This is a genomic window from Klebsiella sp. CN_Kp075, assembly GCF_040065055.2.
GTDB lineage: Bacteria > Pseudomonadota > Gammaproteobacteria > Enterobacterales > Enterobacteriaceae > Klebsiella > Klebsiella aerogenes.
This window is the reverse complement of sequence record NZ_CM198050.1, coordinates 2,139,960-2,166,455: the sequence shown is the minus strand read 5'-3', so window position 1 is coordinate 2,166,455 and position 26,496 is coordinate 2,139,960. Positions and strand designations below refer to the sequence as shown.

Annotated in this window: 26 protein-coding genes; 17 read left to right on the top strand and 9 right to left on the bottom strand. The window is 57.0% G+C overall.

What is annotated here, in order from left to right; genetic code table 11:
• Positions 1–49: 49 nt before the first annotated feature.
• The 8 genes from xthA to ABLV78_RS10320 all read left to right on the top strand — a co-directional run bounded on the left by xthA (position 50) and on the right by ABLV78_RS10320 (position 7,693).
• Entirely contained in the window at positions 50–856 is an 807-nt protein-coding gene (xthA, locus tag ABLV78_RS10355; RefSeq protein WP_045393250.1) for an exodeoxyribonuclease III, read from the top strand.
• Between the two features lie 200 nt (positions 857–1,056).
• On the top strand, positions 1,057–1,716 hold the full coding sequence (locus ABLV78_RS10350; protein ID WP_047045359.1) for a TVP38/TMEM64 family protein: 660 nt from the start codon (positions 1,057–1,059) through the stop codon (positions 1,714–1,716).
• Positions 1,703–2,413: a TVP38/TMEM64 family protein gene (locus ABLV78_RS10345; RefSeq protein WP_413466790.1), complete on the top strand. Its 711-nt coding sequence runs from the start codon at positions 1,703–1,705 to the stop codon at positions 2,411–2,413. The genes ABLV78_RS10350 and ABLV78_RS10345 overlap by 14 nt, the downstream gene beginning before the upstream one ends.
• Positions 2,410–2,973, top strand: coding sequence for a carboxymuconolactone decarboxylase family protein (locus ABLV78_RS10340; protein ID WP_015366168.1), 564 nt, complete (start codon positions 2,410–2,412; stop codon positions 2,971–2,973). Before ABLV78_RS10345 ends, ABLV78_RS10340 begins: the two co-directional genes overlap by 4 nt.
• A gap of 9 nt (positions 2,974–2,982) precedes the next feature.
• Positions 2,983–4,161, top strand: coding sequence for an ABC transporter substrate-binding protein (locus ABLV78_RS10335; RefSeq protein WP_045393254.1), 1,179 nt, complete (start codon positions 2,983–2,985; stop codon positions 4,159–4,161).
• Positions 4,134–5,666, top strand: coding sequence for an ABC transporter permease family protein (locus ABLV78_RS10330; protein WP_047045090.1), 1,533 nt, complete (start codon positions 4,134–4,136; stop codon positions 5,664–5,666). Before ABLV78_RS10335 ends, ABLV78_RS10330 begins: the two co-directional genes overlap by 28 nt.
• Entirely contained in the window at positions 5,666–6,310 is a 645-nt protein-coding gene (locus ABLV78_RS10325; RefSeq protein WP_047045092.1) for an ABC transporter ATP-binding protein, read from the top strand. The genes ABLV78_RS10330 and ABLV78_RS10325 overlap by 1 nt, the downstream gene beginning before the upstream one ends.
• A 75-nt stretch (positions 6,311–6,385) precedes the next feature.
• Complete coding sequence (locus ABLV78_RS10320; protein WP_047045093.1) at positions 6,386–7,693, top strand: rhodanese-like domain-containing protein; 1,308 nt, start codon at positions 6,386–6,388, stop codon at positions 7,691–7,693.
• Between the two features lie 5 nt (positions 7,694–7,698).
• Here the strand turns inward: ABLV78_RS10320 and ABLV78_RS10315 are convergent, their stop codons facing one another.
• On the bottom strand, positions 7,699–8,331 hold the full coding sequence (locus tag ABLV78_RS10315) for a CDP-alcohol phosphatidyltransferase family protein (RefSeq protein WP_047045098.1): 633 nt from the start codon (positions 8,329–8,331) through the stop codon (positions 7,699–7,701).
• Between the two features lie 100 nt (positions 8,332–8,431).
• Here ABLV78_RS10315 and ABLV78_RS10310 point away from each other — a divergent pair, with 100 nt between their 5' ends.
• Positions 8,432–8,830: a pyrimidine (deoxy)nucleoside triphosphate diphosphatase gene (locus ABLV78_RS10310; RefSeq protein WP_047045100.1), complete on the top strand. Its 399-nt coding sequence runs from the start codon at positions 8,432–8,434 to the stop codon at positions 8,828–8,830.
• Between the two features lie 193 nt (positions 8,831–9,023).
• Positions 9,024–10,367, top strand: a complete 1,344-nt coding sequence (gene gdhA, locus ABLV78_RS10305) for an NADP-specific glutamate dehydrogenase (RefSeq protein ID WP_015705776.1) — start codon at positions 9,024–9,026, stop codon at positions 10,365–10,367.
• Between the two features lie 43 nt (positions 10,368–10,410).
• On the opposite strand, the gene ABLV78_RS10300 is transcribed toward gdhA, so the two are convergent.
• The 5 genes from ABLV78_RS10300 to selD all read right to left on the bottom strand — a co-directional run bounded on the left by ABLV78_RS10300 (position 10,411) and on the right by selD (position 16,155).
• Positions 10,411–11,388 carry an NAD(P)H-quinone oxidoreductase gene (locus tag ABLV78_RS10300; RefSeq protein WP_047045103.1) on the bottom strand — a complete coding sequence of 326 codons (978 nt, stop codon included), beginning with the start codon at positions 11,386–11,388 and terminating at the stop codon, positions 10,411–10,413.
• Positions 11,389–11,414: 26 nt separating this feature from the next.
• Complete coding sequence (gene hchA / locus ABLV78_RS10295; RefSeq protein WP_047045104.1) at positions 11,415–12,266, bottom strand: glyoxalase III HchA; 852 nt, start codon at positions 12,264–12,266, stop codon at positions 11,415–11,417.
• A 32-nt stretch (positions 12,267–12,298) separates the two neighbouring features.
• A complete protein-coding gene (locus ABLV78_RS10290) occupies positions 12,299–13,021 on the bottom strand; it encodes a PA1136 family autoinducer-binding transcriptional regulator (protein ID WP_052766966.1) in 723 nt (240 codons plus the stop codon).
• A gap of 136 nt (positions 13,022–13,157) precedes the next feature.
• Positions 13,158–15,107 carry a DNA topoisomerase III gene (locus ABLV78_RS10285; RefSeq protein ID WP_015366158.1) on the bottom strand — a complete coding sequence of 650 codons (1,950 nt, stop codon included), beginning with the start codon at positions 15,105–15,107 and terminating at the stop codon, positions 13,158–13,160.
• Positions 15,108–15,111: 4 nt separating this feature from the next.
• Entirely contained in the window at positions 15,112–16,155 is a 1,044-nt protein-coding gene (gene selD, locus ABLV78_RS10280) for a selenide, water dikinase SelD (RefSeq protein WP_045360482.1), read from the bottom strand.
• 226 nt (positions 16,156–16,381) lie between these two features.
• Here selD and phoC point away from each other — a divergent pair, with 226 nt between their 5' ends.
• Positions 16,382–17,128 (top strand): acid phosphatase PhoC, encoded by a 747-nt coding sequence (phoC, locus tag ABLV78_RS10275; protein WP_015705781.1) that lies wholly within the window; start codon positions 16,382–16,384, stop codon positions 17,126–17,128.
• 218 nt (positions 17,129–17,346) lie between these two features.
• On the opposite strand, the gene ABLV78_RS10270 is transcribed toward phoC, so the two are convergent.
• On the bottom strand, positions 17,347–17,898 hold the full coding sequence (locus ABLV78_RS10270; RefSeq protein WP_047045108.1) for an NAD(P)H nitroreductase: 552 nt from the start codon (positions 17,896–17,898) through the stop codon (positions 17,347–17,349).
• 164 nt (positions 17,899–18,062) lie between these two features.
• Between ABLV78_RS10270 and sppA the strand changes: the two genes are divergently transcribed.
• The 4 genes from sppA to chiD all read left to right on the top strand — a co-directional run bounded on the left by sppA (position 18,063) and on the right by chiD (position 23,279).
• Positions 18,063–19,916 carry a signal peptide peptidase SppA gene (gene sppA / locus ABLV78_RS10265; protein ID WP_047045111.1) on the top strand — a complete coding sequence of 618 codons (1,854 nt, stop codon included), beginning with the start codon at positions 18,063–18,065 and terminating at the stop codon, positions 19,914–19,916.
• Positions 19,917–20,056: 140 nt separating this feature from the next.
• The gene (gene ansA, locus ABLV78_RS10260; protein ID WP_045393280.1) at positions 20,057–21,073 is read left to right on the top strand and encodes an asparaginase; all 1,017 of its coding nucleotides are present in this window, start codon (positions 20,057–20,059) and stop codon (positions 21,071–21,073) included.
• Positions 21,074–21,083: 10 nt separating this feature from the next.
• Positions 21,084–21,725 (top strand): bifunctional nicotinamidase/pyrazinamidase, encoded by a 642-nt coding sequence (pncA, locus tag ABLV78_RS10255; RefSeq protein ID WP_045393282.1) that lies wholly within the window; start codon positions 21,084–21,086, stop codon positions 21,723–21,725.
• A 297-nt stretch (positions 21,726–22,022) separates the two neighbouring features.
• Complete coding sequence (gene chiD / locus ABLV78_RS10250) at positions 22,023–23,279, top strand: chitinase ChiD (RefSeq protein ID WP_047045116.1); 1,257 nt, start codon at positions 22,023–22,025, stop codon at positions 23,277–23,279.
• 79 nt (positions 23,280–23,358) lie between these two features.
• Here the strand turns inward: chiD and ABLV78_RS10245 are convergent, their stop codons facing one another.
• Both ABLV78_RS10245 and msrB read right to left on the bottom strand, forming a co-directional pair.
• Positions 23,359–23,637, bottom strand: a complete 279-nt coding sequence (locus ABLV78_RS10245) for a YeaC family protein (RefSeq protein WP_015366149.1) — start codon at positions 23,635–23,637, stop codon at positions 23,359–23,361.
• A 41-nt stretch (positions 23,638–23,678) separates the two neighbouring features.
• A complete protein-coding gene (gene msrB, locus ABLV78_RS10240; protein ID WP_045393286.1) occupies positions 23,679–24,092 on the bottom strand; it encodes a peptide-methionine (R)-S-oxide reductase MsrB in 414 nt (137 codons plus the stop codon).
• A gap of 338 nt (positions 24,093–24,430) precedes the next feature.
• Here msrB and gapA point away from each other — a divergent pair, with 338 nt between their 5' ends.
• On the top strand, positions 24,431–25,426 hold the full coding sequence (gene gapA, locus ABLV78_RS10235) for a glyceraldehyde-3-phosphate dehydrogenase (protein WP_004203784.1): 996 nt from the start codon (positions 24,431–24,433) through the stop codon (positions 25,424–25,426).
• Between the two features lie 71 nt (positions 25,427–25,497).
• Positions 25,498–26,382 (top strand): D-hexose-6-phosphate mutarotase, encoded by an 885-nt coding sequence (locus ABLV78_RS10230; protein ID WP_047045119.1) that lies wholly within the window; start codon positions 25,498–25,500, stop codon positions 26,380–26,382.
• Positions 26,383–26,496 lie beyond the last annotated feature (114 nt).

Genomic DNA, 26,496 nt, shown 5'->3' with positions numbered 1-26,496 from the left:
AATTCTGCTAACATCCTTGCACTATTCACCTTGCACAGTGGCAGCGACTATGAAATTCATCTCTTTTAATATCAACGGCCTGCGTGCCCGCCCCCATCAACTGGCCGCCATCGTCGATAAACATCAGCCCGATGTTATCGGTCTCCAGGAAACCAAAGTTCACGACGATATGTTTCCTCTCGAAGAGGTGGCGAAGCTGGGCTACAACGTCTTTTACCATGGGCAAAAAGGCCATTACGGCGTGGCGCTGCTGACCAAAGAGACTCCGATAGCCGTGCGTCGCGGCTTCCCGGGCGACGGCGAAGATGCGCAGCGTCGCATCATCATGGCGGAAATCCCCTCACCGTTTGGCAATGTCACGGTAATTAACGGCTATTTCCCGCAGGGTGAAAGCCGCGACCACGAGACCAAGTTCCCGGCAAAGGCGGCGTTTTATCAGAATCTGCAGAACTACCTCGATACCGAGCTGAACAAAGAAAATCCGGTGCTTATCATGGGCGATATGAATATTAGCCCTACCGACCTTGATATCGGCATCGGCGAAGAGAACCGCAAGCGCTGGCTGCGCACCGGTAAATGTTCGTTCCTGCCAGAAGAGCGTGAATGGATGGATCGTCTGCTGGGCTGGGGCCTGGTCGATACCTGGCGTCACGCCAACCCGGATAATAATGAGCGCTTCTCATGGTTCGATTACCGCTCAAAAGGTTTTGATGACAACCGCGGTCTGCGTATCGACCTTCTTCTGGCAAGCTCGCCGCTGGCCCAGCGCTGCGTCGAAACCGGCATCGATTACGACATCCGCGGCATGGAAAAACCCTCCGATCATGCGCCGGTATGGGCAACCTTTAAACCATAATTCTTCTCCGGGGCTCCGGCGCGGAGCCCCGCTATCCTGAGCAAAATCAATAAAGTGAACGGTATACATTGTCGCTAACGGCAATTTACTATACTGTCGCGCGCACCCGGCGTTTCCTGCCGGGCAAAACGAAGACAGGAGACCCCTCATGCAAAAGAAGCCGTTACCAGGCACGCTATAAACTGCTGTTTGCCGTACTCCTGTTTGCCCTGCTGGCATGGCTTGTTCATCACGCCGGGCTGACGAGACTGTTCAGCCACCTTCACGATCTTCAATTACTTATTCTGCACAGTGGTAGCGCAGGTTATGCGCTTTATATCCTGTTGTTTATCATCGCCACCTTGTGCCTGATGCCCGGCAGCGCGTTGGTCATCGTCGGCGGTATGATATTTGGCCCCTGGTTGGGCACGTTACTATCGCTTATCGCCGCGACTGTCGCCTCATCGCTGTCGTTCCTGCTGGCCCGCAGGCTGGGGCGCGAAGCGCTGCAGCGCTATTGTGGTCACCATGCCGTTTTTCAGGCGTTCGAGCGCGGTATTGCCCGCAGCGGCTGCGATTTTCTGATTTTCACCAGGCTGGTGCCGCTGTTTCCTTATAATCTGCAGAACTATGCCTATGGACTGACGGCGATCCCCTTCTGGTCCTTTACGTTTATCTCCACCATCGCCACCCTGCCGGGATTGTTTATTTATACTTTTATGGCCAGCGAACTGGCCCGCGATGGCATCACTCTGGCCTTTATTGGCAAACTCAGCATCGCCGGCCTGGCGCTATTTGTATTAACTCAGGCAGCCAGGCGTTATGGCCGCTATAAACGTATTAGTGTCGCAACATCCGCGGTAAGCGATGAAAATGGATAACAGAAAACGGCTGTGGCTCTTACGCGGCGCTATCGTCCTGCTGGCGCTGGCAGCGCTCGTCGGCTGGTGGTTAATACCGGGCGTACGCTCCTTTCTGCAACATAGCCTTAGCGCGTTTGCCACCCTCGATCAGCAGGCGCTGGAGCGTTTTATTGACGCTTATGGTCCGCTGGCAGCCCTGGTCTCTTTCGGTCTGATGATCCTGCAGGCAATTGTCGCGCCGCTGCCGGCGTTTTTAATAACTTTTGCCAACGCTTCGCTGTTCGGCGCACTGTGGGGCGGCGTATTGTCATGGGTCAGCGCGATGGCTGGCGCGGCGCTGTGCTTTTTTATTGCCCGCGTACTGGGCCGTGAAGTGGTAGAAAAACTGACCGGCAAGGCGGTATTACAGAGCGTAGATGGCTTTTTTAGGCGCTACGGCAAGCACACCATCCTGGTTTGCCGCCTGCTGCCCTTCGTCCCTTTCGATCCGGTGAGCTATGCCGCTGGGCTAACCTCAATCCGCTTTCGCCATTTTATGTTTGCCACCGGCGTCGGCCAATTACCGGCGACTATCGTCTACTCGTGGGCCGGAAGCTTGCTGACGGGGGGGCGGTTCTGGCTGCTCAGCGGCTTATCTATTTTGTTCGCTTTGGCTATCGTAGTCGCGATAGCCAGGGCGCAATACGTTGCGCATCACAATAGGAAATCGCCATGAATCTACCGCCGTTAACGTCGATTCCATTGATTCTGCGCCCGCAGGCATGGCTACACCGTCGCCATTATGGCGCGGTGCTCAGCCCTATCCGCTGGTGGGGTCGCATCCCGCTGGCGTTTTATCTGGTTTCGATGTTTGTCGGATATCTGGAGCGCCGGCGCTCGCCGCTCGATCCGCTGCTACGCTCGTTGGTGAGCGCCCGTATCGCCCAACTGTGTCACTGTGAATTTTGCATTGATATCACCAGCATGAAACTGGCGCAGCGCGCCGGCGGCAGCGAAAAACTATTGGCGGTTAACGACTGGCGCAATAGCGGATTATTCAGCGATAGCGAACGGTTGGCGCTGGAATATGCCGAAGCGGCGAGCATGACGCCGCCCGCCGTCGATGACGCGCTGCGCGCCCGGCTGGCGCAGCAGTTCGATGCTCAGGCGTTAACCGAGCTAACCGCGCTGATCGGCCTGCAAAATTTATCCGCGCGCTTTAATTCCGCGCTGGCGATTCCGGCGCAGGGCCTGTGCCAAATCCCGAAGCCCGATGTTTCCGACACTCATCCCTAAGGAGTCAATATGCGCAGTCTGCGTTATTGTTTAATTTGGCTTGCCGCGCTGCTGCTGGCCCCGACTCTCGCCAACGCCGACGAGAGCTGGCAGAGCATCAGCCAGCAGGCGCGTGGCCAGACGGTGTGGTTCAACGCCTGGGGCGGCGATCCGGCGGTTAACCGCTACCTCGACTGGGTCAGCGCCGAGGTTAAACGTGATTACGCCGTCGATCTGCGTATTGTACATATCGCCGATGCCGCCGATGCGGTTAAGCGTATTCAGACCGAGGCGCGTGCCGGTCGTTCCCGCGGCGGTTCAATCGATTTATTGTGGGTTAATGGCGAGAATTTCCGCACGTTGAAGCAGGCGAATTTACTGCGCAGCGGCTGGGCTGAAAAGCTGCCTAACTGGCGCTACGTCGATACGCGAAAACCGGTTCGGGAAGATTTCTCCCTCGCCACCGACGGCGCGGAGTCCCCGTGGGGTGGCGCGCAGCTGACCTTTATCGCTCGCCGCTCGCAGCTGTCTGCCCCCCTGGACAGCGCACAGGCGCTATTGGCGTTCGCCACAGCGCATCCAGGCAGCGTCACCTATCCGCGACCGCCGGATTTTACCGGCACCGCTTTCCTTGAGCAGTTGCTGATCTCGCTAACCGATCGACCGGATGCCCTGCGCCAGCCGCCGCAGGCGGCCAGTTTCGCCGCGGTGACCGCGCCGCTATGGGACTATCTCGCCAGGCTACACCCGCTGCTCTGGCGCCAGGGTCGCGATTTTCCGCTGTCACCGGCGCGGATGGACGCGATGCTGTCGCAAGGCACGCTACAACTATCACTCACTTTCAATCCGCTGCATGCGCAGCAAAAAGCCGCCAGCGGCGAACTTCCGCAAGACAGTTATAGCTTCGGTTTTAAACAAGGGATGCTCGGCAACGTGCATTTTGTCGCTATCCCCGCCAACGCCCGCGCTACGGCAGGCGCACAGGTGGTTGCCAACTTCCTGCTATCGCCGCAGGCTCAGCTACGCAAAGCCGATCCGCAAATCTGGGGCGATCCCAGCGTACTCGATCCCGAAAAACTCAACGACGCCCAGCGCGCCGCATTGTACGCCGTGCAACCGAAAGCGACGCCGCCGATGCTGGCTGAACCGCACGCCGCCTGGGTTGATGCGCTGGAGCAGGAATGGTTGCGCCGCTACGGTACCCACTAATTGCGCTGACGTGGGGAGCGATAGCGCTTGTCTATCTCCCTCTGCTTCCCGCCGCCGCGCTGATGGCGGTACCTGCCGTCGACGCCGCGGCCTGGCGGGCGCTATTAAGCGATCCGCAGTTGCCGCAGGCGCTGGCGGCGACGCTAGCTTCTACGCTGCTGGCGGTGGGTGGCGCGCTGTTCATCACCCTGACGGTGATTGGCGCGTTATGGCCAGCCGCCGGCTGGCAGCGCCTGGCGAGAAGATTACCGCTGCTGCTGGCGGTACCCCATGTCGCTTTCGCCACGGCCGCCCTGCTGCTATTTGCCGAAGGCGGCTGGCTGTATCGTCTGTTTCCCGCGTTGAGCCCACCGGCCGATCGCTACGGTATCGGTCTGGGCCTGACGATGGCGGTCAAAGAGAGCGCCTTTTTACTGTGGGTGGCGTATGGCGTACTGGGTGAAAAACAGCTGGCGGCCCACACCGTAGTCATGAAAACCCTCGGCTACAACCGCTGGCAATGTCTGCAGTGGATTATTGTGCCGGCGCTACTGCCATCGATGAGCCTTGTTCTGCTGGCCACCGTTGCCTGGAGTCTGTCGGCGGTGGATGTCGCTTTAGTGATCGGTCCGGGAAATCCGCCAACGCTGGCGGTACTGGCGTGGCAGTGGCTTAATCAGGGCGATCCGCTGCAACAGGCGAAAGGTGCGTTGGCCAGCCTGCTGTTGTTGGCGTTCACGTTAATCTTCGCGGCCATAGCATCGATAGGCTGGCGCCGTTGGCGGCAAACTATTCCCGCACTATGCGGCAAGCGCGCCGCCCCCGCCAACGCTGCGACCGGACGTATTCTGGCGCAGGTGGTACCCGCCTGCGGTCTGGTTTGCGCGTTGTTGTTGGCTGGCATTTCGCAATGGACGCAGCCAACGGCTGAGGCGATCGGTAACAGCCTCTGGCTGGCATTGGGCGCAGCGATACTGGGGGCCGCGCTCTGTCTGCTGTGGCTGGAGTTCGGTCCCGCCAGATATAACGGACTCTGGCTGCCATTAATCATCCCAACGCTGCCGCTTGCCGATGGTCAATATCAATTAGCACTTGTGGGCTGGCTCGACGGTCAATTGGTGACGGTATTATGGGGGCATCTGTTATGGGTCGTGCCATGGATGCTGTTTATCCTCTCCCCGGCGTGGCGCAATCTTGATCCACGGTTGTTATTAATTGCCCGTACGCTTGGCTGGCGGCGCGGCCGCCTGTTTTGGTGGGTCAAACTGCCGTCAATGGCGCGACCGCTGCTCACCGCGCTGGCGGTCGGGTTTTCGGTGAGTATCGCGCAGTATCTGCCGACCGTGTGGCTCGGCGGCGGACGGACGCCGACGTTGACCAGCGAAGCGGTAGCGCTGAGCAGCGGCGGCGACAGCACGCGGCTTGCCGCACAAGCGCTGTGGCAATTGCTGCTACCGGCGATCTGCTTTATGGTTACTGCGCTGATGGCCTGGTTTATGGGCCGTCGTCGCCGGGGATTACGCTAATGCTAACCGTTAACGACCTGACATTAACCCTCCACCGCCAACCGCTGTTGTGTGGAGTCAATTTTTCTGTCGCTCCCGGCGAAGTGTTGACCCTGATGGGCCCTTCCGGCAGCGGTAAATCAACCCTTTTTGCCTGGATGATCGGCGCGCTTGCCGACACCTTTCGCGCTGAAGGTGAATTATGGCTCAACGAACGCCGCTGCGACGGGCTCGCCACCGAAGCGCGGCGCATTGGCATCCTGTTTCAGGATGCGCTACTGTTTGACCACTTCAGCGTGGGGCACAATTTACAGCTCGCCCTGCCTGCGGAGATCCGCGGCGCGGCGCGGCGGGCCGAAGTCGAGCACGCGCTGGCGCGCGCCGGTATGCCGGGCTTCGCCTCGCGCGATCCGGCCACGCTCTCCGGCGGACAGCGCGCGCGCGTCAGCCTGCTGCGCGCCCTGCTGGCGAGGCCGCAAGCGCTGCTGCTGGATGAGCCTTTTAATCGCCTGGACGCAGAACGCCGCGCCGATTTTCGCCAGTGGGTATTTGCGGAAATTGACCGGCTGGCAATCCCGGCGGTGCTGGTGACTCACGACAGCCAGGATCTCCCGCCGGGCGGACGCTATATTAATATCGCCGCCTGGCAGGCAAATTCCGTCTAACCTGCGTTATCGCAAAGAAATTCCCTTATCAGGAGCAGAGAATGAGCCCTCCTCTTTCTACCGTCGGGCATTTCGATGAAACGTGTTTCTCAATTGACCGCACTCGCCCTGCTCATGGGGCTTGCTGCTTCCTCTTCTTTCGCCGCTGATACCATGCCAACGCTGGACTTTTCAACGCTGCAACAGCGGCACGGCGTGGCGATAGACACCCGCCTCAGCGCTTTCTATAACGGTTGGCCGCAAAGCGCCAACGGGCCACAGGGCCATGAACCTCAGGCGCTAAACCTCTCCGCTACCTGGCTTGGCGCAATGAGCGACGAACAACTGCGCGCATGGGCTACTCAGCACCAGCTGCAGGCCGATACGCCAATCGCGTTATATGGCGGCGCCGAGGATAACGCCAGAGTTGCGGCGCGCCTGAAAGAAGCCGGATTCACGAAGCTCAGCACGCTTAGCGATGCCTTCAGTCAGAGCGAGCGCCTGCAGAAGCTGCCGCACTTTGAGCAGCTGGTGTATCCGCAGTGGATCCACGATTTACAGCAAGGTAAAACCGTTACCGCCGCCCCGCAAGGCGACTGGAAACTGTTTGAAGTGGCCTGGGGCGCGCCGAAATTTTATCTGCTGAATCACATTCCCGGCGCCGGTTATATCGATACCAATGAAGTGGAAAGCGAGCCGCTGTGGAACAAAGTGTCCGATGAACAGCTAAAAGCGATGCTGGCTAAACACGGTATTCGCCATGACACCACGGTGATTCTGTACGGCCGCGACGTCTACGCCGCCGCGCGCGTCGCGCAGATCATGCTGTATGCCGGGGTGAAAGATGTACGCCTGCTCGACGGCGGTTGGAAAAGCTGGTCCGACGCGAATCTGCCGGTCGAACGCGGTATGCCAGCCGCAGAAAAAGCGGCGGCGGATTTCGGCGCGCCGATCCCCGGTCAGCCGCAGTTAATGCTCAATACCGAACAGGCGCGCGGGTTACTACACCGCCAGGATGCTTCGCTGGTCAGCGTCCGCTCGTGGCCGGAATTTATCGGCACCACCAGCGGCTACAGCTACATCAAGCCGAAGGGCGATATTGCCGGCGCGCGCTGGGGCCATGCCGGCAGCGATTCCACCCATATGGAAGACTTCCATAATCCGGACGGCACGATGCGCAGCGCCGACGATATCGCGGCGATGTGGAAACAGTGGAACATTCTGCCCAACCAGCAGGTCTCGTTTTACTGTGGCACAGGCTGGCGCGCCTCAGAGACCTTCATGTACGCCAGAGCGATGGGCTGGAAAAACGTCTCCGTTTACGACGGCGGCTGGTACGAATGGAGCGGTAATCCGCAAAATCCGGTAGCCACCGGCGAACGCGGCCCGGACAGCAGCAAATAATCCGGCTACTGAGGGAGGTTCTGGCTTTGCGCCTCCCTCAGCGTCAGGTAGCCGCTCCAGATACGGGTGAAGGTCGTCAGCCAGCATAGCGCGCCGAAGCACCACGCCAGCCAGGTGAAGTGCGCCGGAAACAGGCAACACAGTACAAATAGCAGGATCGTCTCCGTTCCTTCCGTCAACCCGCCAAGATAATAAAATGATTTATGCGCATAGCCCGGATTGGCAATTTGATGCTTTGCCGCAAGGGTCGCAAACGCCAGGAAGCTGCTGCCGGTGCCGATAAACGCAAACAGCAGCCAGCCGCCCGCCAGCGCATTTTGCGCCGGGTCGGCGACAATAAAACCGAACGGCACCAGCGCGTAAAACAAAAAATCGAGCGAAATATCCAAAAACCCGCCGGCATCGCTGAGGCCACGCCGCCGCGCCAGCGCGCCATCCAGGCCATCCAGCAACCGGTTGAGCAAAATGGCCGCCAGCGCGGCGCCGTACCAGCCGAGCGCCAGAAACGGCAGGGCCAGCACGCCGATAGCAAAACCGAAAAGCGTCAGGCCGTCAGGGGAGATCCCTGGGCGATCGAGCACGCGGGCGATGGCATTCAGTACGGGCTTCAATCGGGGGTGCAGGCGGCTATCAAGCACGGTGACGCTCCATCAGGCTAAAAGGTTGTCGGTACAGGGGAAAGACGGAGATAATACGCCATTATAAGCAAGGCCGGTATTTGAATGATTCAGGACAACTATGCAAAAAATCATTGATGTTGTCGCCGCGATTATCGAACGCGACGGCAAAATTCTCCTGGCGCAGCGCCCGCCGCATGCCGATCAGCCGGGGCTGTGGGAGTTCGCCGGCGGCAAAATCGAACCCGGAGAAAGCCAGCCGCAGGCGTTAGCGCGCGAGCTGGAAGAGGAGCTGGCTATCGTCGCGAGGCCAACCCGCTATATCGCCAGCCATCAGCGGGAAGTTTCCGGACGTTTGATCCACCTGCATGCCTGGTGGGTAGGCGAGTTTAGCGGTGAACCGGTCGCCCGTTACCATAGCGAACTGCGCTGGTGTACGCCGTCGCAAGCATTAGAATTTGATCTGGCGCCAGCGGATATTCCTCTGCTGAATGCCTTTATAAACCAACAAGCAGGCTAGCTTCTTTCCCCCTCATCTCCGGCCTGGGTCATCGTTTTTAGTTATGACCCTCGTCGGATTATAAATTTTTCTCCGCGCTCAATTTTTCCTTGTCAGCCTAACTATTTCCGGTGTTATAGTCGGAAAATCGGCTTTTTCAAGGCCGGGTATAAAAAATAACAAGCAACCACAACCGTAAGGGGAAATTACATCTATGGATCAGGCGTGTACTCTGGAAAGTTTTCTCGCCCGCGTTCAACAGCGCGACCCGCATCAAACTGAATTCGCTCAGGCCGTCCGCGAAGTGATGACCACTCTGTGGCCGTTCCTTGAACAGAATCCGCGCTATCGTCAGCTCAATTTGCTGGAACGCCTGGTCGAACCGGAGCGCGTCATCCAGTTCCGCGTCGTCTGGGTTGACGATCGCAATCAGGTTCAGGTTAACCGCGCCTGGCGTGTGCAGTTCAACTCCGCGATTGGCCCGTACAAAGGTGGTATGCGCTTCCATCCGTCGGTCAACCTGTCGATCCTTAAGTTCCTGGGCTTCGAACAGACCTTCAAAAACGCCCTCACCACGCTGCCGATGGGCGGCGGTAAAGGCGGCAGCGATTTCGACCCGAAAGGTAAAAGCGACGGCGAAGTGATGCGCTTCTGCCAGGCTTTGATGACGGAACTGTATCGTCACCTCGGCCCGGATACCGACGTTCCGGCGGGCGATATCGGCGTTGGCGGCCGCGAAGTCGGCTTTATGGCCGGCATGATGCGCAAACTTTCCAACAATAGCGCCTGCGTCTTCACCGGCAAGGGTCTCTCCTTCGGCGGCAGTCTCATCCGCCCGGAGGCCACCGGTTACGGTCTGGTTTACTTTACGGAAGCGATGCTTAAGCGCCACGGTCTGGGCTTCGAAGGGATGCGCGTCGCGGTATCCGGATCCGGCAACGTGGCGCAGTTCGCCATTGAGAAAGCGATGGAATTCGGCGCGCGCGTCATTACCGCCTCCGACTCCAACGGTACGGTGGTAGACGAAGCCGGCTTCACTAAAGAGAAACTGGCGCGCCTGATCGATATTAAAGAGCGTAGCCACGGCCGCGTCGCCGACTACGCGCGCGAATTCGGTCTGACCTACCTCGAAGGCCAGCAGCCGTGGTCAGTGCCGGTAGATATCGCGCTGCCGTGCGCGACCCAGAACGAACTGGATGTCGATGCCGCGCAAATGCTGATCGCCAATGGCGTTAAAGCGGTTGCCGAAGGCGCCAACATGCCCACCACCATTGCCGCCACCGATCTGTTCCTCGACGCTGGCGTGCTGTTCGCGCCGGGCAAAGCAGCCAACGCCGGCGGCGTTGCCACATCCGGCCTTGAAATGGCGCAAAACGCTGCGCGTATGGGCTGGAAAGCGGAGAAAGTGGATGCGCGTCTGCATCACATCATGTTGGATATTCACCACGCCTGCGTCGAGTACGGCGGTGAAGAGAAGCAGACCAACTACGTCCGCGGCGCCAATATCGCCGGCTTCGTCAAGGTCGCTGACGCCATGCTGGCGCAGGGTGTGATTTAATCTGTGTCTTTATCCCCGACGCCCGGCGTCGGGGATATCAACTCTACTCCATGGTAATCACCACTTTCCCCAGATGATTACCGCTATCGAGGCAGGCATGCGCCTGCGCGATTTCAGCCATCGGATAGCTGGCGTAAATCAGCGGCTTACATTTACCCTGCGACAGCAGCGGCCAGACGTGGTCCTTCAACGCCTGAGCGATCTGCCTTTTTTCTTCTGCGCTTCGGCCGCGCATCGTTGAACCGGTCACGGTCGCGCGCTTGAGCATCAAGGTTTGAATATCAACATCATGGGCGATTCGCCCGCCCATAAAGCCGATAATAACCAGCCGCCCGTTTCGTTTCAGCAGTTCCAGGTTACGATTAAAATAGGGTCCACCCACGATATCGAGAATAACGTCGACGCCTTTACCATCGGTCAGCTGAGTGATTTTCTCTGCGAAATCATCGGTTTTATAATTGATGGCCGTGGCATAAGGACGCAGCGCCGCCACTTTTTCTTCCTGCCCGACGGTGGTATAGACTTTCATACCTAACTCATGACACAACAGGATCGCCGTCGTCCCGATGCCGCTGGCCCCGCCGTGAATCAGGACGCTTTCATGAGGTTGCGCCCGGCCCATCTGAAACAGGTTCACCCACACGGTGAAGAAAGTTTCAGGTATCGCCGCCGCTTCGCTAAAACTCAACCCAGGCGGTATTGGCAACGTTTGCCCCGCCGGTACCGCGCAATACTCCGCATAGCCGCCGCCGTTGGTCAGGGCGCAAACCTTATCGCCGGGATGAAAATCCGTCACCTGCGATCCTACCGCCGCGACCACCCCAGCGACTTCCAGTCCGGGTATCGGCGTTACCCCTTCCGGCATCGGATAAACGCCCTGTCGCTGTAAGATATCCGGCCGATTGACGCCAGCGGCTTTAACCTGGATCAGGACGTCGTTATCACCGACCGAGGGGATGTCGCCTTCACCAATCTGAAGAACCTCCGGGCCGCCCGGTTGACTAATTGAGATATACTTCACTGCTCCCCCTCATCATCAGATTGCTGTTACTTTGCATATTCGTCGAGCAACGCTTTTGCCGCCAACTGACCGAGCGCATTCGCCGCAAAAGGGCTGTCCCCGGTCAGTACTTTACGGTCCTGATGTACACGACCTTTAATATCGCTGTTTACGATCTCAAGCCCCATTGCTTTTAACGCTTCGCCAAAATACCAGGTCAGGTGACCGGGCATATAGCCGATATCAGGCGTTTGTTTATCGGCGGCATCCGGAAACGCGCAAATAGCATAACCGTTTAACGGATTCTCCCCCTGTCGTAACGCGAGGAACGCCGCCGGGCCGTGACAGAGCGAAATCACAAACCGATCGTGTCGTATCGCCCAGCGCAGCGTTTCGGCGACGGCTTCGCTCTCCGGCAGGCCGATAAGCGCACCGTGGCCGCCGGGAATAAATACCGCCGCATAATCGCTATCAGCATCCAGCTGCGCTACGACGTCAGAAAGGGCCAGGGGCTGGCGGAACTGCGGAAGATAACGCTCGAAGAACGGCATAATCTTTTGGTCTTCGCGCGGCATCGCCCAGTATTCAAACTTGACCATTTGCCCGGAGAGCGTCGCAATATCAAAATCGAAACCTGCGGCGTGCAGATGGTACATCGGCAGCAGCGTCTCTACCGGATGATTACCGGTCGAAAAGAGCGCGCCGTTATCGGTAGGCAGATAACGTTCATCGGCGGCGATAACCAGCACTTTCCGCCGTCCATTATAGCGCCGCGTGTAATCAGCGCCGCTGAGGTCAGACACCGGGCTGGTAAACTGGCTGAGAGAATAGGCCGAAGGAAAAAAAGCATTCTCTTCAGCATGGTCCACTTGCGGTTGTTTACTGATTTGTTCGCTCATCATCTTTTCCTTTTCATCTGCGGATATAGCGATTATTCACTGTGTGGCGGCGATATTTCACCGTTCAGCATCGCCACCTGGACGGCCTGCGCCGTGGTCACCACTCTCAGGCGACCGCGCGCATGGCGCAAATGATTCTCCACCGTACGTTCAGAGATCCCCAGCACGGCGGCAATGTCTCCCTGCCTAAGCCCTTTGGCTACCAGAGTGAGTACTTCGATTTCTCTCCGGGTCAGTACGGTTGCGTTACCTTCCTCAACAGAGCTCAACAATCTCCGCGCGCAATGAAATGCCTCTATGCCCAGTAACATCAGCAGCATTTCGGCTCGTGGAGAAGCGTCGATGGCCATGCCGCCAAGGCTCAGCGCCCCTTCAATCCCCGTGCGGCCGAAAATGGGGATCTGCATGCCATGAAGCGCGCCTTTCAAGGGAACGTCGACAATTTGATACTCACTGCTGGCCGTGTCACTACCGGTTTTTCGCCACAAAAATGGCCGGGAGGTATGGATGAAATGCTGGTTGACCGGACAGCGCTGCAGGTAGGTTTGTTCATCTACCTCATCGTCAAACCAGTGCCCTTCAATCCAGTAAATGCGTTCAATATAGGGAGTACGTAGTGGGGAAATAGAAAATAGTACGATCCGGTCATAGCCAAAAGCGGACATCACGTTTCTGACGTGTCGTTGCAGTTCAGCCATGGTGCTGACCGATCTGATTTTGAGGATACTGTCCATTGGATCGTTTGCCATCATCATCCCTTCTTTAACATCAATGACCCTATTTTAGAGCAGGGAGGCGGAAATGATATGCGGGAAAACCCTCAACCGGGTTAAGCGCCCTCAGGCGGAAGGGCGTTTTAGCTAAGCCCCTCCGTGGCGAGGGGCGGAGACATTATTGCGGACTTTCCGGCGCGATATCCGCCGCCGGCTTTTTGCCTTTCGGCTTACCCTTCCCTTTACTAAACGATTTTTTCGCTCCGCCTGGCGCAACCAGCCCGCGGAACTGGCGCACCGGCGTGCTCCGCGCCTGATCGATAAGCTGGAAAAGCGTCCCTACCAGCGGCTGCATAAAGTCCTGATAGCGGCACTGTTTTTCGCTGATTTGCGTCAATACCGACTCCCAATGGGCGGTCATATCCGGGCGCGCGGCCATTTCCGGCAGGGAATGGATTAGCGCCCGACCGGCGTCCGATGAGTGGATATAGCGCCCCTTTTTATTCAGGAAACCGCGCTTAAACAGCAGCTCGATAATCCCTGCACGGGTCGCTTCCGTCCCCAGACCGTCGGTTGCGCGGAGGATCTTTTTCAGTTCTTTATCCTGCACAAAGCGGGCAATACCGGTCATCGCCGACAGTAGCGTCGCGTCGGTAAAGTGGCGCGGCGGCTGGGTCTGTCGCTCCACCACTTCACCTTTTTCGCACAATAGCTCATCGCCTTTGGCGACCACCGGCAGCGGCGTACCGTCGTTCTCTTCGTCGCGCTCTTTGTTGCCAAGCAGCGCGCGCCAGCCCGCTTCGGCGAGGAAGCGCGCCTTAGCGACAAATTTGCCGTTAGCAATATCAAGGTCAATCTGGCACTTGCGGAATACCGCATCCGGGCAGAACTGCATCAGATACTGACGAGCGATCAGGTTGTACACCTTCTCTTCGTTATCGTTGAGTTTGACCTGACTGCTGCGCGCGGTCGGGATAATCGCGTGGTGCGCATCGACCTTTTTATCATCCCAGCAGCGGTTGCGGATCTCCGGATCCATCACCGGCTGCGGTAGCAGATCCGGCGCATGGACGCTAATCGCGTTCAGTACCGCATGGCGGCCAGCAAAGTGTTCTTCCGGCAGATAGCGGCTATCCGAACGCGGATAGGTAATTAGCTTATGGGTCTCATACAGCTTCTGGCAGATATCCAGCACGTTCTGCGCGCTGAAGCCGAAGCGTTTCGCCGCCTCAATCTGCAACGCCGACAGCGAAAACGGCAGCGGCGCCGGTTCGGAATCGCGTTTATCGTTATAGCCGGTTACGATTGCCGGCTGCCCTTCTATGCGTTTAACGACATGCTCGGCCAGCGGACGATGCAGTAAACGCCCCTCTTCATCCTGATAGGGTTCGCAGGCTTCGCTTGGCACCCAGGTGGCGATAAACCGCTCGTCTTGCGGCGTGACAATATGCGCTTTGACGTCAAAGAAATCTTTGGCGACGAAGTTTTCAATCTCTTCATCGCGACGGACTACCAGCCCCAATACCGGCGTCTGTACGCGGCCAACCGACAACACTCCCTGATAGCCGGCATTACGCCCGAGAATGGTGTAGGCGCGGGTCATGTTGATGCCATACAGCCAGTCGGCGCGAGCGCGGGCCAGCGCCGACACGCACAGCGGGACAAACTCGCTATTCGCGCGCAGGCGGTTAATCGCCCGTTCAACCGCCTGTGGGTTAAGGTCGTTAATCAGGCAACGCTGCACCTGCTGGCGCTTTTCCGGCGCCAGCTGCAGGTAGTCCAGCACTTCATCGACCAGCAGTTGCCCTTCTCTATCCGGGTCACCCGCATGAACCACTTCCTGCGCCTCGCCAAGCAAGCGCTTGATGACGTTCAGCTGTTTTGTGACCGACGGTTTTGGTTGTAGTTGCCACTTTTCCGGAACGATGGGCAGGTCGAGCAGATTCCAGCGCGCATAGCGGCCGTCGTAAACATCCGGCTGCGCCTGCTCCAGCAGGTGGCCGATACACCAGGTGACCACCTGCCCGTTGCCGCACTCAATAAAACCATCGCCTTTGCGATGCGGTTTTGGCAACACATCGGCGATAGCGCGACCGAGACTCGGTTTTTCTGCAATAAACAACCGCATCTAATCAACGGATCTCGATCATTGGACGCCCGCCGCGGGCGGTTACCAGCTCGCCAATGGCGGCCAGCTTGATGCCAAATTCCGCGGCAGCGGCCTGGACTTCGGCTTCAGCTTCCGGCGTTACCGCCAGCAGCAGGCCGCCGGAAGTTTGCGGATCGCACAGCAGATCGCGCCATTCCGCCGGCATCTCGCCCATCAAATGACCGTAGCTGGCAAAGTTGCGCCCGGTGCCGCCCGGCACCGCTCCGGCGGCGATATAGGCTTCAACGCCCGGCAGTTTCGGGATATCGGCGTAATTTAGCTGCGCCTGAACGCCCGCGCCGCGGCAGACTTCGCTGAGATGCCCCAGCAGACCGAAACCGGTGACGTCCGTCATCGCTTTTACCCCTTCGATATTGGCAAATGCGGCGCCGGCAAGGTTCATCTGGCACATGGTCTCCGTCGCCAGCCCCTGATGTTCCGGCTTCAGCAGCGATTTCTTCTCGGCGGTAGTCAGCACGCCAATGCCCAGTGGTTTGGTCAGATACAGCTTACAGCCCGCCTGCGCGGTGCTATTTTTCTTGATACGTTCGGTTGGTACCACGCCGGTCACCGCGAGCCCGAAAATCGGTTCCGGCGCATCGATGGAGTGACCGCCCGCCAGCGCAATTCCGGCCTGCTGGCAGGCAAAACGCCCGCCTTCAACCACTTCGCGAGCAATCTCCGGCGCCAGCGTGTTGATTGGCCAGCCAAGTATCGCAATCGCCATAATCGGTTTGCCGCCCATGGCGAAAATGTCGCTGATGGCGTTAGTCGCCGCGATACGGCCAAAATCAAAAGGATTATCGACGATCGGCATGAAAAAATCGGTGGTGCTGATGATCGACGTCCCGTTACCCAGATCGTAGACCGCCGCATCATCGCTGGTTTCGTTGCCGACAAGCAGGTTCGGGTCGACAAACTTCGCCTGCTCGCTATGCAGAATGGTTTCCAGCACTTTGGGGGAAATTTTACAACCGCAACCGGCTCCGTGGCTGTATTGCGTTAAACGAATAGCTTGCTCGCTCATGGACATCTCCTGTCATTGCAATCCCGCTATGGTAGCGCCCAAACGGCAAGGTGATAAGTGCGACAGTCCGAAATCGCGAGTGGTTGCTCATTAAGCAGACAAATATGCGTTTTTGCGATACCGAACAATTTTTTCAATGTGATTTTAACTTTTACTTACAGATGACAAAAATGTGACTAAAAACAAAACCATTGTTCTGGACATATAACACCGTAAGGAAATGTAGATGAAAAAGCGCGTTCTCGCCCTCTGCCTCGCCAGCCTGTTTTCCGTTAACGCTTTCGCACTGGTCCCTGCCGGCAACGATGCGACAACCAAACCCGATCTCTATTATCTGAAAAATGCCCAGGCCATCGATAGCCTGGCGCTGCTGCCGCCGCCGCCGGAAGTTGGCAGTATCGCATTTTTAAACGATCAGGCGATGTATGAGAAAGGACGACTGCTGCGCAATACCGAACGCGGTAAACTGGCGGCTGAAGATGCCAACCTTAGCGCCGGCGGCGTGGCGAATGCCTTCTCCAGCGCCTTTGGTTCGCCCATCACCGAAAAAGACGCGCCGCAGCTGCATAAGCTGCTGACGAATATGATTGAGGATGCCGGCGATCTGGCCACCCGCAGCGCGAAAGAAAAATATATGCGCATTCGCCCGTTTGCGTTCTACGGCGTCTCAACCTGTAACACCACCGAGCAGGACAAGCTGTCGAAAAACGGCTCTTATCCTTCCGGTCACACCTCAATCGGTTGGGCAACCGCGCTGGTACTGGCGGAGATCAACCCGCAACGACAAAACGAAATTCTCAAGCGCGGCTATGAGCTGGGCGAAAGCCGGGTTATCTGCGGCTATCATTGGCAGAGCGACGTCGATGCGGCGCGTATTGTCGGCTCGGCGGTTGTAGCGACCCTGCATACCAATCCGGCTTTCCAGCAGCAGTTGCAGAAAGCCAAAGATGAATTCGCCAAAACGCAGAAGTAACGTCATCGCCTTTGCATTCCCGGAGGCGGCGCGCTGCGCCTTCTCCGGGCTACCAAATCGCAAAGCGCTGTAGCCCCGGTAAGCGGCAGCGCCACCGGGGATTTTGAGATAGCCAGCATCAGTAGTTTCAGCCAGCATGGTGAATAAATTAAAGGCAGGCCGCACGCCCCGTAGGCCGGGTAAGGCGCCAGCCGCCACCCGGCGTAACAAGCGTTGACTCAGAAGCGCGTGACGAACGGCGCGGTATCCGGTCGCGCAAACGTGGTTGCTGCTTTTAACTGCGGCGTGCCGAGGTAAAGGAAACCGACAATTTTGTCCTGCTCGCGGCAGCCAAAGCCTTCGCGGACAACCGGACTCTCGGTTAACGCGCCGCTACGCCAGATACCGTTAAAGCCCTGCGCCACTGCGGCCATTTGCATCGCCATCACCGCGCATCCGGCGGACATCTCCTGTTCCCACTGCGGCACCTTCGGATGCTCTTCGCAGCGCGCGACCACCGCGATAATCAACGGTGCGCGAAACGGCGCATTGCGTGCTTTTTCAATGGCTTTTTCATCCTGCCCAGCGGCCATCGCCCCTTTTTCCAGCAGTTGACTAAAGCGTTCGCGACCATCATCGGCAATAATAAAGAACCGCCACGGCTGTAACGTACCGTGATCCGGCGCGCGCATCCCCGCATGAAGGATATTTTCCAGCTGTTCGCCAGCCGGAGCCGGGTCGGTCAGGCGCGACGCGCTGCGGCGATTTACCAGTAGTTCGAGAGCATCCATCTGTGTAACTCCTGTGATGTCATTTTGCATAAAATTAACATGCGCATGGATTTTGTTACAGCCCGATGGGTGATTCCTGCTGACAAGCGTCGGCACTCTCTTTAGGATAGCCAGACGCGGCAGCCCCTGCGGCTGACCCATCATCAAAATATTAGGGAGAATACATGCGAACCCTTTGGCGATTTCTTGCCGGATTTTTTAAATGGACATGGCGAATACTCAATTTCATTCGCCAATTCGCGCTGAACCTGGTGTTCCTGGCACTGGTGCTGATTTGCGTCGGCATCTGGGCGCAGTTTAGCAGCAGCACCGCGGAACATACCGCACGCGGCGCGCTGCTGATGAACATCACCGGCGTGGTAGTTGATAAGCCTTCCGCCAGCAGCAAACTGGGAGTCATCGGTCGCCAGCTGTTCGGCGCCAGTTCCGATCGTCTGCAGGAGAACTCACTGTTCGATATCGTACAGACGATTCGCCAGGCGAAAGACGACCGTAATATCACCGGTATCGTACTGGATCTGAAAAACTTCGTCGGCGGCGATCAGCCTTCGATGCAGTACATCGGTAAAGCGCTACGCGAGTTCCGCGACAGCGGTAAACCGGTATATGCCGTCGGCAGCAGCTACACCCAGGGGCAATACTACCTGGCGAGCTTCGCAAATAAAATTTGGCTCTCGCCGCAGGGTGAAGTCGACCTACACGGCTTTGCCACCAACGGTCTGTACTACAAATCGCTGCTGGATAAACTGAAAGTCTCGACCCACGTTTTCCGCGTCGGTACCTACAAATCCGCCGTCGAGCCGTTTATTCGCGACGACATGTCGCCGGCTGCGCGTGAAGCGGACAGCCGTTGGATCGGCGAACTGTGGCAGAACTATCTCAACACTATTGCCGCTAACCGCCAGATCACCGCGCAGCAGCTGTTCCCCGGCGCTCAGGGCGTGATCGACGGCCTGCGTAAAGTCGATGGCGATACCGCGAAATACGCGCTGGATAACAAGCTGGTCGACGAGCTGGCCACCTCGACGGAAGTGGAAAAGGCGCTGACTAAGCAGTTTGGCTGGAGCAAAGCGGATAACAACTATCGCGCCATCAGCTACTACGATTACAACGTCAAAGCGCCTGCTGAACAGGGTTCAGCGGTAGCGGTTATCTTTGCGAACGGCGCCATCATGGATGGTGAAGAAACGCCGGGTAACGTCGGCGGCGACACCACCGCGGCGCAAATCCGCGACGCGCGCCTGGATCCGAAAGTCAAAGCGATCGTTCTGCGCGTCAACAGTCCTGGCGGCAGCGTCAGCGCCTCGGAGGTCATCCGCGAAGAACTGGCGGCGGCGAAAGCGGCGGGTAAACCGGTGGTGGTCTCAATGGGCGGCATGGCGGCATCCGGCGGTTACTGGATCTCCACCCCTGCGGATTACATCGTGGCGAACCCGAGCACCCTTACCGGCTCCATCGGTATCTTTGGCGTGATTAACACGGTGGAAAATACGCTCGGTTCAATTGGCGTCCATACCGATGGCGTCGCCACCTCGCCGTTGGCCGATGTCTCAACCACCAAATCGCTGCCGCCGGAAGTGCAGCAGTTAATACAGCTGAGCATCGAAAACGGCTATAAGCGCTTTATCACCCTGGTGGCTAACGCGCGTAAGAGCACGCCGGAGAAGATTGACCAAATCGCGCAAGGCCACGTCTGGACCGGTGAAGACGCCAAGGCCAACGGTCTGGTGGATAGCCTCGGCGATTTCGACGACGCGGTGGCGAAAGCCGCGGAGCTGGCGAAACTGAAACAGTGGCATATCACCTGGTACCAGGAAGAACCAACGTTCTTCGCGATGGTGATGGATAGCCTGACCGGTTCAGTGCGCGCGGCTCTGCCGGCCGCCATCCAGGCATACCTGCCTGCGCCGGTTGCGGCAGCCGCGGACGTTGTGAAAACGGAAAGCGATAAACTGGCGGCATTTAACGATCCGCAGAATCGCTATGCCTTCTGTCTGACCTGCGCCAATATTCGTTAATCCCCCGTCTGCCCCCGCCGTGGGGCAGCGTTTCAACAACATTAAATTCAAGCGCTTCTCTGCAACTCCCAGGGTTAGCGCTTTATTTTTTTGCCTGCCACTTTATACTGCGCCTGTTCACATCCAACCTAAGCGATGCTATGCAAAAGAAATCGATTTACGTTGCCTACACCGGTGGGACCATCGGTATGCAGCGCTCCGATCACGGTTATATCCCCGTTTCCGGCCACCTGCAGCGCCAGCTGGCGCTGATGCCCGAGTTCCACCGCCCGGAGATGCCGGACTTCACTATTCATGAATATGCGCCGTTGATGGATTCGTCTGATATGACGCCGGAAGACTGGCAGCATATCGCTGACGATATTCGCGACCACTACGACCAATACGATGGCTTTGTTATCCTGCACGGCACCGATACCATGGCCTTCACCGCTTCGGCGCTGTCGTTCATGCTGGAGAACTTAGGTAAGCCGGTGATTGTGACAGGGTCACAAATCCCGCTAGCCGAGCTGCGTTCCGATGGGCAAATCAATTTGCTCAATGCGCTGTACGTCGCCGCCAACTATCCCATCAACGAAGTTTCGCTGTTCTTCAATAATCGTTTGTATCGCGGCAACCGCACGACTAAGGCCCACGCAGACGGTTTTGATGCCTTTGCTTCGCCAAACCTCGCGCCACTGCTGGAGGCCGGCATCCATATCCGCCGTCTCGGTACCCCGCCGGCGCCGCACGGAAATGGCGAGCTGATCGTTCACCCAATTACGCCGCAGCCGATCGGCGTGGTTACCATCTATCCGGGGATTTCTGCCGATGTGGTGCGTAACTTCCTGCGTCAGCCGGTGAAAGCGCTGATCCTGCGCTCTTATGGCGTAGGCAATGCGCCGCAGAACGGCGAGTTTATTCAGGTCCTGGCGGAAGCCAGCCAGCGCGGTATCGTGGTGGTGAATCTGACGCAATGCATGTCGGGTAAGGTGAATATGGGCGGCTACGCCACCGGCAACGCACTGGCGCAGGCCGGTGTCATTAGCGGTTTTGATATGACCGTGGAAGCGACGCTGACCAAGCTACACTATCTGCTCAGTCAGAACCTTGATGGTGCGGCCATTCGAAACGCCATGCAGCAAAACCTGCGCGGCGAGCTGACCCCCGATGAATAAGGAGCATGCTATGAGCCACCGCGCACTGCTATTGGTCGACCTGCAAAACGATTTCTGCGCCGGCGGCGCGCTAGCCGTCCCCGAAGGCGATAGCACCATTGATATCGCAAATCAGCTGATCGACTGGAGCCTGGCGCGCGGCGACGCCATCATCGCAAGCCAGGACTGGCATCCGGCCAACCACGGCAGCTTTGCCAGCCAGCATCAGGCAGAACCCTATGCCCAGGGCGAGCTTGATGGCCTGCCGCAGACTTTCTGGCCCGATCACTGCGTGCAGCATAGCGATGGCGCCGCGCTGCACCCGTTACTGAAACAGCAGGCCATCAACGCCGTGTTTCATAAAGGGCAAAACCCGGCAATCGACAGCTACAGCGCGTTTTTCGACAACGGTCACCGGCAGAAAACCGAACTGGATGGCTGGCTACGCGCGCACGGCGTGACGGAGCTGAACATTCTTGGCCTCGCGACGGATTACTGCGTTAAATTTACCGTGCTCGATGCGCTGGATTTGGGCTACACCGTTAACGTTATCACCGACGGCTGTCGCGGTGTCAACCTGCAGCCGCAGGACAGCGCCGTTGCCTTTATGGACATGGCCGCCGCCGGAGCCACGCTCTACACCCTCGATGACTGGCTGGAAACTCAGCCCTGACGTCTCGCCCGGCGTGCCTCACGCCGGGCGGTATTTACCGCCTCGTTGACCTCGATAAATTGAGCTGTCTCGCAGTTTCCCCGGATAAGGGCTGATACTGTGGGCAGGCTGTTTTTTCGCCATGCCATTTCCGTGGCGTGTGCTTATTTATACCCTAAATAATTCAAGTTGTAGAAAGGCGGCAAGGGCGCGAATCCCCAGGAGCATAGATAACTATGTGACTGGGGTGAGTGCACGCTGCCAACGCATCTGCAGCTTGAAGTATGACGGGTATATCATTGTCAAAGAGGAACTCCGATGAAACTTTTGCCCTTTCTGGCAGCATTACCCCTGCTCTGCGCCTCTGTCGTTTCCGCGCAATCTTACATGTCGGTCGGCTACTTTAACGGCGGCGGCGACGTCACCGCAGGCCCCGGCGGCGATATCGACAAGCTTGATGTCCGACAAATAACCCATCTTAACTACTCGTTCGGCCTTATCTACAACGATGAAAAAGACGAGACCAACGACGCGCTGAAAGACCCTGACCATCTCCATCAAATCTGGCTGTCGCCGAAAGTACAGGAGGATTTACAAAAACTGCCGGCGCTACGTCAGCAAAACCCGGATCTAAAAGTCCTGCTCTCCGTCGGCGGCTGGGGCGCGCGTGGATTTTCCGGCGCGGCAGCCACGCCGGAAAGCCGGGCGGTGTTTATTCGTTCGGTTCAGCAGGTCATTAACCAGTATGGCCTTGATGGCATCGATCTTGACTGGGAATTTCCGGTTAACGGCGCCTGGGGATTAGTGGCTAGCCAACCGGCGGATCGCGATAACTTTACCGCGTTGCTTAAAGAACTGCGTGCCGCCGTTGGCACTAAGAAACTGGTGACCATCGCCGTGGGCGCTAATGTTGAAAGTCCAAAAAGCTGGGTCGACGTGAAAGCGGTCGCCCCGCAGCTGGATTACATCAATCTGATGACCTACGACATGGCCTACGGCACGCAATATTTCAACTCCAATCTGTATGACTCCCGCCACTGGCCGACGGCGGCCGCAGCGGATAAATACAGCGCCGATTTTGTGGTTAATAACTATCTGGCTGCTGGTCTCAAACCCAGCCAAATGAATCTCGGTATTGGTTTCTATGGCCGGGTACCGAAACGTGCCGTCGAGCCAGGCATCGACTGGAGTAAGCCGGATGCGCAGAAAAACCCGGCCACCCAACCTTACTTCGGGGCGCAGCAAATCGAGTTGTTTAAATCGCTGGGTTATGACCTGAGCAAAGATACCTATGTGAAATACAACGATATTGTCGCCAAACTACTAAACGATCCGCAGAAACGCTTTACTGAGCATTGGGATGATGAAGCGAAGGTGCCGTGGTTATCGGTAAAATCAACCGATGGCAAAGCGCTATTCGCCCTGTCCTACGAGAACCCTCGTTCGGTGGCGATCAAAGCCGATTACATCAAGAGCAAAGGGTTAGCGGGCGGCATGTTCTGGGAATATGGCGCAGATGATAAAAACCAGCTTGCCCGACAGCTGGCCGAGTCGCTAGGTATCAAGACGCAGTAAAGCGCGAGCCCCGGAAGCACGACGCGACCGGGGTGACTTAAAGAGCCGCCCGGTTAAACCGGGCGTTCAGTGCAGCAGATTACTGCGGTTTGAACGTCGCAATCGGCTTCGGCACGATTCCGAAATCCTCTTTCAATTGCTGTTTGCTCTTCATCACCATCTGACCGTTGGTGTCGATGGTCATATGCTGCGCATCCGTGTTGTTGCGCGCCTGCCACAACATCACCAGCTGCATGCTGTTTTCTTTTTGTTCCGGGGTCAGCGCAACGCCGTCCGGCCATTTTCCTAACTCCACCGCGGTGGCTAAACGTTGGTACAGTTCCGGCGTCATACTGGCAATAATTTGCTCGATATCCATCTTCTGCTCATCCGACTTGGAATAATTTGCTGAATCGTTTCTTAGCCTTTGGTTCGCTCGCCGTTTTGGTCATCGGTGAAGCTTAATGAGGCCGAATTGACGCAAAAACGCTCGCCGGTCGGCTGCGGGCCATCCGGGAAGACATGCCCCAGGTGCGCATCGCAATTGCCACAGCGAATTTCCGTACGCTGCATACCGTGGGAGTAATCATTGAGATAACGAATCGCGTCGTCGCTCACCGGCTCATAGAAGCTCGGCCAGCCACAGCCGGAGTCATACTTGGATTGTGAGTGAAACAGCGGCGCATCGCAGACCAGGCAGTGGTAGATGCCGTCTTTTTTGTTATGCAGCAACCGACCGGTAAACGGCGGTTCGGTACCGTGATTCTGCGTCACATAAAACTGCATCTCGCTCAATTCTTGTTTGAGCTCGTCAGGAGATGGTTTATTAGCCATGTGATTACTTCTCGCTTTGAAAGGGCAACTTTACCCGTCGATTCTAACAAAACATTAACAATGAAACCTGTACTTTTGTTCTAAACTTATCCGATGCCATCAGGCAGCCAGATAATTGTGATACTAATCACATTTTTATCTTATATGACCTTTAAAATTCCGGACGCAGTCCCCATATGGAATTGGGCTCAAAGGGAGAGTGAGGCAAATCAATCGCGCAAAGGTCTGCTCAGGATTGATTTGTCGCAATGATTGACACGATTCCGCTTGACGCTGCGTAAGGTTTTTGTAATTTTACAGGCAACCTTTTATTCACTAACAAATAGCTGGTGGAATATATGACTATCAAAGTAGGTATCAACGGTTTTGGCCGTATCGGTCGCATTGTTTTCCGTGCTGCTCAGAAACGTTCTGACATCGAGATCGTTGCAATCAACGACCTGTTAGACGCAGAGTACATGGCTTACATGCTGAAGTATGACTCCACTCACGGTCGTTTCGACGGCACCGTTGAAGTGAAAGACGGTCATCTGGTCGTTAACGGTAAAAAAATCCGTGTTACCGCTGAACGTGACCCGGCTAACCTGAAATGGGACGAAGTTGGTGTTGACGTTGTTGCTGAAGCAACCGGTATCTTCCTGACCGACGAAACCGCTCGTAAACACATCACCGCTGGCGCGAAAAAAGTCGTTCTGACTGGCCCGTCCAAAGACAACACTCCGATGTTCGTTCGCGGCGCTAACTTCGACACTTACGCAGGCCAGGACATCGTTTCTAACGCATCCTGCACCACTAACTGCCTGGCTCCGCTGGCTAAAGTTATCAACGACAACTTCGGTATCGTTGAAGGCCTGATGACCACCGTTCACGCTACCACCGCAACTCAGAAAACCGTTGATGGCCCGTCTCACAAAGACTGGCGCGGCGGCCGCGGCGCAGCTCAGAACATCATCCCGTCCTCTACCGGCGCTGCTAAAGCTGTAGGTAAAGTACTGCCAGAACTGAACGGCAAACTGACCGGTATGGCGTTCCGCGTTCCGACTCCGAACGTATCCGTTGTTGACCTGACCGTTCGTCTGGAAAAAGCAGCGTCCTACGAAGAAATCAAGAAAGCAATCAAAGCGGCTTCTGAAGGCGCAATGAAAGGCGTTCTGGGTTACACCGAAGACGACGTTGTATCTACCGATTTCAACGGCGAAGTTTGCACTTCCGTGTTCGATGCTAAAGCTGGTATCGCACTGAACGACAACTTCGTGAAACTGGTTTCCTGGTACGACAACGAAACTGGTTACTCCAACAAAGTTCTGGACCTGATTGCTCACATCTCCAAATAAGTTGAGATGAACAAGTAATTAATAAGAGCGGCTTCGGTCGCTCTTTTTTTTGCCTGAAAGAGGATGGCGTAATGATTAATAAAATTTTTGCTCTCCCGGTGATTGAACAACTTTCTCCTGCTTTATCCCGCCGCCAGCTGGACGATCTTGAACTTATCGTCGTTGACCACCCGCAGGTAAAAGCTTCCGTCGCCCTACAGGGCGCTCACCTGCTCTCCTGGCAACCGGCCGGTGAAGAAGAAGTTTTGTGGTTGAGCAACAATACCCCATTTAAAAGCGGCGTCGCCCTGCGCGGTGGCGTACCCATCTGCTGGCCGTGGTTCGGCCCATCAGCGCAACAGGGGCTGCCGTCGCACGGTTTCGCACGTAACCTGCCGTGGGCGCTAAAATGCCAGGACGAAGATGAAAACGGCGTGATGCTGACCTTCGAACTGCAGAGCAGTGACGAAACCCGCAAATACTGGCCGCACGACTTCACGCTGTATGCGCGCTTCAAGCTGGGTAAGACCTGCGAGATCGAACTGGAAGCCCACGGCGAGTTTGAAACCACTTCTGCCCTGCACACCTATTTCAACGTTGGCGATATCGCGGCGGTGAAAGTTAGCGGCCTTGGCGATCTCTATGTTGATAAAGTGCTGAATGCCGAAGAAGGCGTGCTGAAAGACGGCATCCAGACCTTCCCTGACCGTACCGACCGCGTTTATCTGAACGCCGAAGCCTGCAGCGTGATTCATGATGATGTCCTGAAGCGCAACATCGATGTGGTCCATCGCCACCACGGTAACGTCGTTGCCTGGAACCCGGGCCCGGCGCTTTCCGTCAGCATGGGCGATATGCCGGATGATGGCTACAAAACTTTCGTTTGCGTCGAAACCTGCTGCGTGACCGTGCCGCAGAAAGCCAGCGAAGAGAAACCCACCCGCCTGGCGCAGACCATTCGCGTCGTGAAGCGTTAATCAACGCGCAAACCCTGTACGAAAACGCCCGATAACCGTCGGGCGTGAGCGGGTAGCCTATGTGCGCCTGATGGCGCTTCGCTTATCAGGCCTACTTTAATGGGGCGACAGGGG

Coding starts and splice junctions, on each gene's coding strand:
- ABLV78_RS10230 (WP_047045119.1), top strand. CDS start 25,498: ATGATTAATAAAATTTTTGCTCTCCCGGTGATTGAACAACTTTCTCCT.
- ABLV78_RS10290 (WP_052766966.1), bottom strand. CDS start 13,021: ATGATGATGGCAAACGATCCAATGGACAGTATCCTCAAAATCAGATCG.
- gdhA (WP_015705776.1), top strand. CDS start 9,024: ATGGATCAGGCGTGTACTCTGGAAAGTTTTCTCGCCCGCGTTCAACAG.
- xthA (WP_045393250.1), top strand. CDS start 50: ATGAAATTCATCTCTTTTAATATCAACGGCCTGCGTGCCCGCCCCCAT.
- hchA (WP_047045104.1), bottom strand. CDS start 12,266: ATGAGCGAACAAATCAGTAAACAACCGCAAGTGGACCATGCTGAAGAG.
- ABLV78_RS10320 (WP_047045093.1), top strand. CDS start 6,386: ATGAAACGTGTTTCTCAATTGACCGCACTCGCCCTGCTCATGGGGCTT.
- phoC (WP_015705781.1), top strand. CDS start 16,382: ATGAAAAAGCGCGTTCTCGCCCTCTGCCTCGCCAGCCTGTTTTCCGTT.
- ansA (WP_045393280.1), top strand. CDS start 20,057: ATGCAAAAGAAATCGATTTACGTTGCCTACACCGGTGGGACCATCGGT.
- ABLV78_RS10330 (WP_047045090.1), top strand. CDS start 4,134: ATGGTTGCGCCGCTACGGTACCCACTAATTGCGCTGACGTGGGGAGCG.
- msrB (WP_045393286.1), bottom strand. CDS start 24,092: ATGGCTAATAAACCATCTCCTGACGAGCTCAAACAAGAATTGAGCGAG.
- selD (WP_045360482.1), bottom strand. CDS start 16,155: ATGAGCGAGCAAGCTATTCGTTTAACGCAATACAGCCACGGAGCCGGT.
- ABLV78_RS10310 (WP_047045100.1), top strand. CDS start 8,432: ATGCAAAAAATCATTGATGTTGTCGCCGCGATTATCGAACGCGACGGC.
- ABLV78_RS10245 (WP_015366149.1), bottom strand. CDS start 23,637: ATGGATATCGAGCAAATTATTGCCAGTATGACGCCGGAACTGTACCAA.
- pncA (WP_045393282.1), top strand. CDS start 21,084: ATGAGCCACCGCGCACTGCTATTGGTCGACCTGCAAAACGATTTCTGC.
- ABLV78_RS10335 (WP_045393254.1), top strand. CDS start 2,983: ATGCGCAGTCTGCGTTATTGTTTAATTTGGCTTGCCGCGCTGCTGCTG.
- ABLV78_RS10345 (WP_413466790.1), top strand. CDS start 1,703: ATGAAAATGGATAACAGAAAACGGCTGTGGCTCTTACGCGGCGCTATC.
- gapA (WP_004203784.1), top strand. CDS start 24,431: ATGACTATCAAAGTAGGTATCAACGGTTTTGGCCGTATCGGTCGCATT.
- ABLV78_RS10285 (WP_015366158.1), bottom strand. CDS start 15,107: ATGCGGTTGTTTATTGCAGAAAAACCGAGTCTCGGTCGCGCTATCGCC.
- ABLV78_RS10325 (WP_047045092.1), top strand. CDS start 5,666: ATGCTAACCGTTAACGACCTGACATTAACCCTCCACCGCCAACCGCTG.
- ABLV78_RS10340 (WP_015366168.1), top strand. CDS start 2,410: ATGAATCTACCGCCGTTAACGTCGATTCCATTGATTCTGCGCCCGCAG.
- ABLV78_RS10270 (WP_047045108.1), bottom strand. CDS start 17,898: ATGGATGCTCTCGAACTACTGGTAAATCGCCGCAGCGCGTCGCGCCTG.
- chiD (WP_047045116.1), top strand. CDS start 22,023: ATGAAACTTTTGCCCTTTCTGGCAGCATTACCCCTGCTCTGCGCCTCT.
- sppA (WP_047045111.1), top strand. CDS start 18,063: ATGCGAACCCTTTGGCGATTTCTTGCCGGATTTTTTAAATGGACATGG.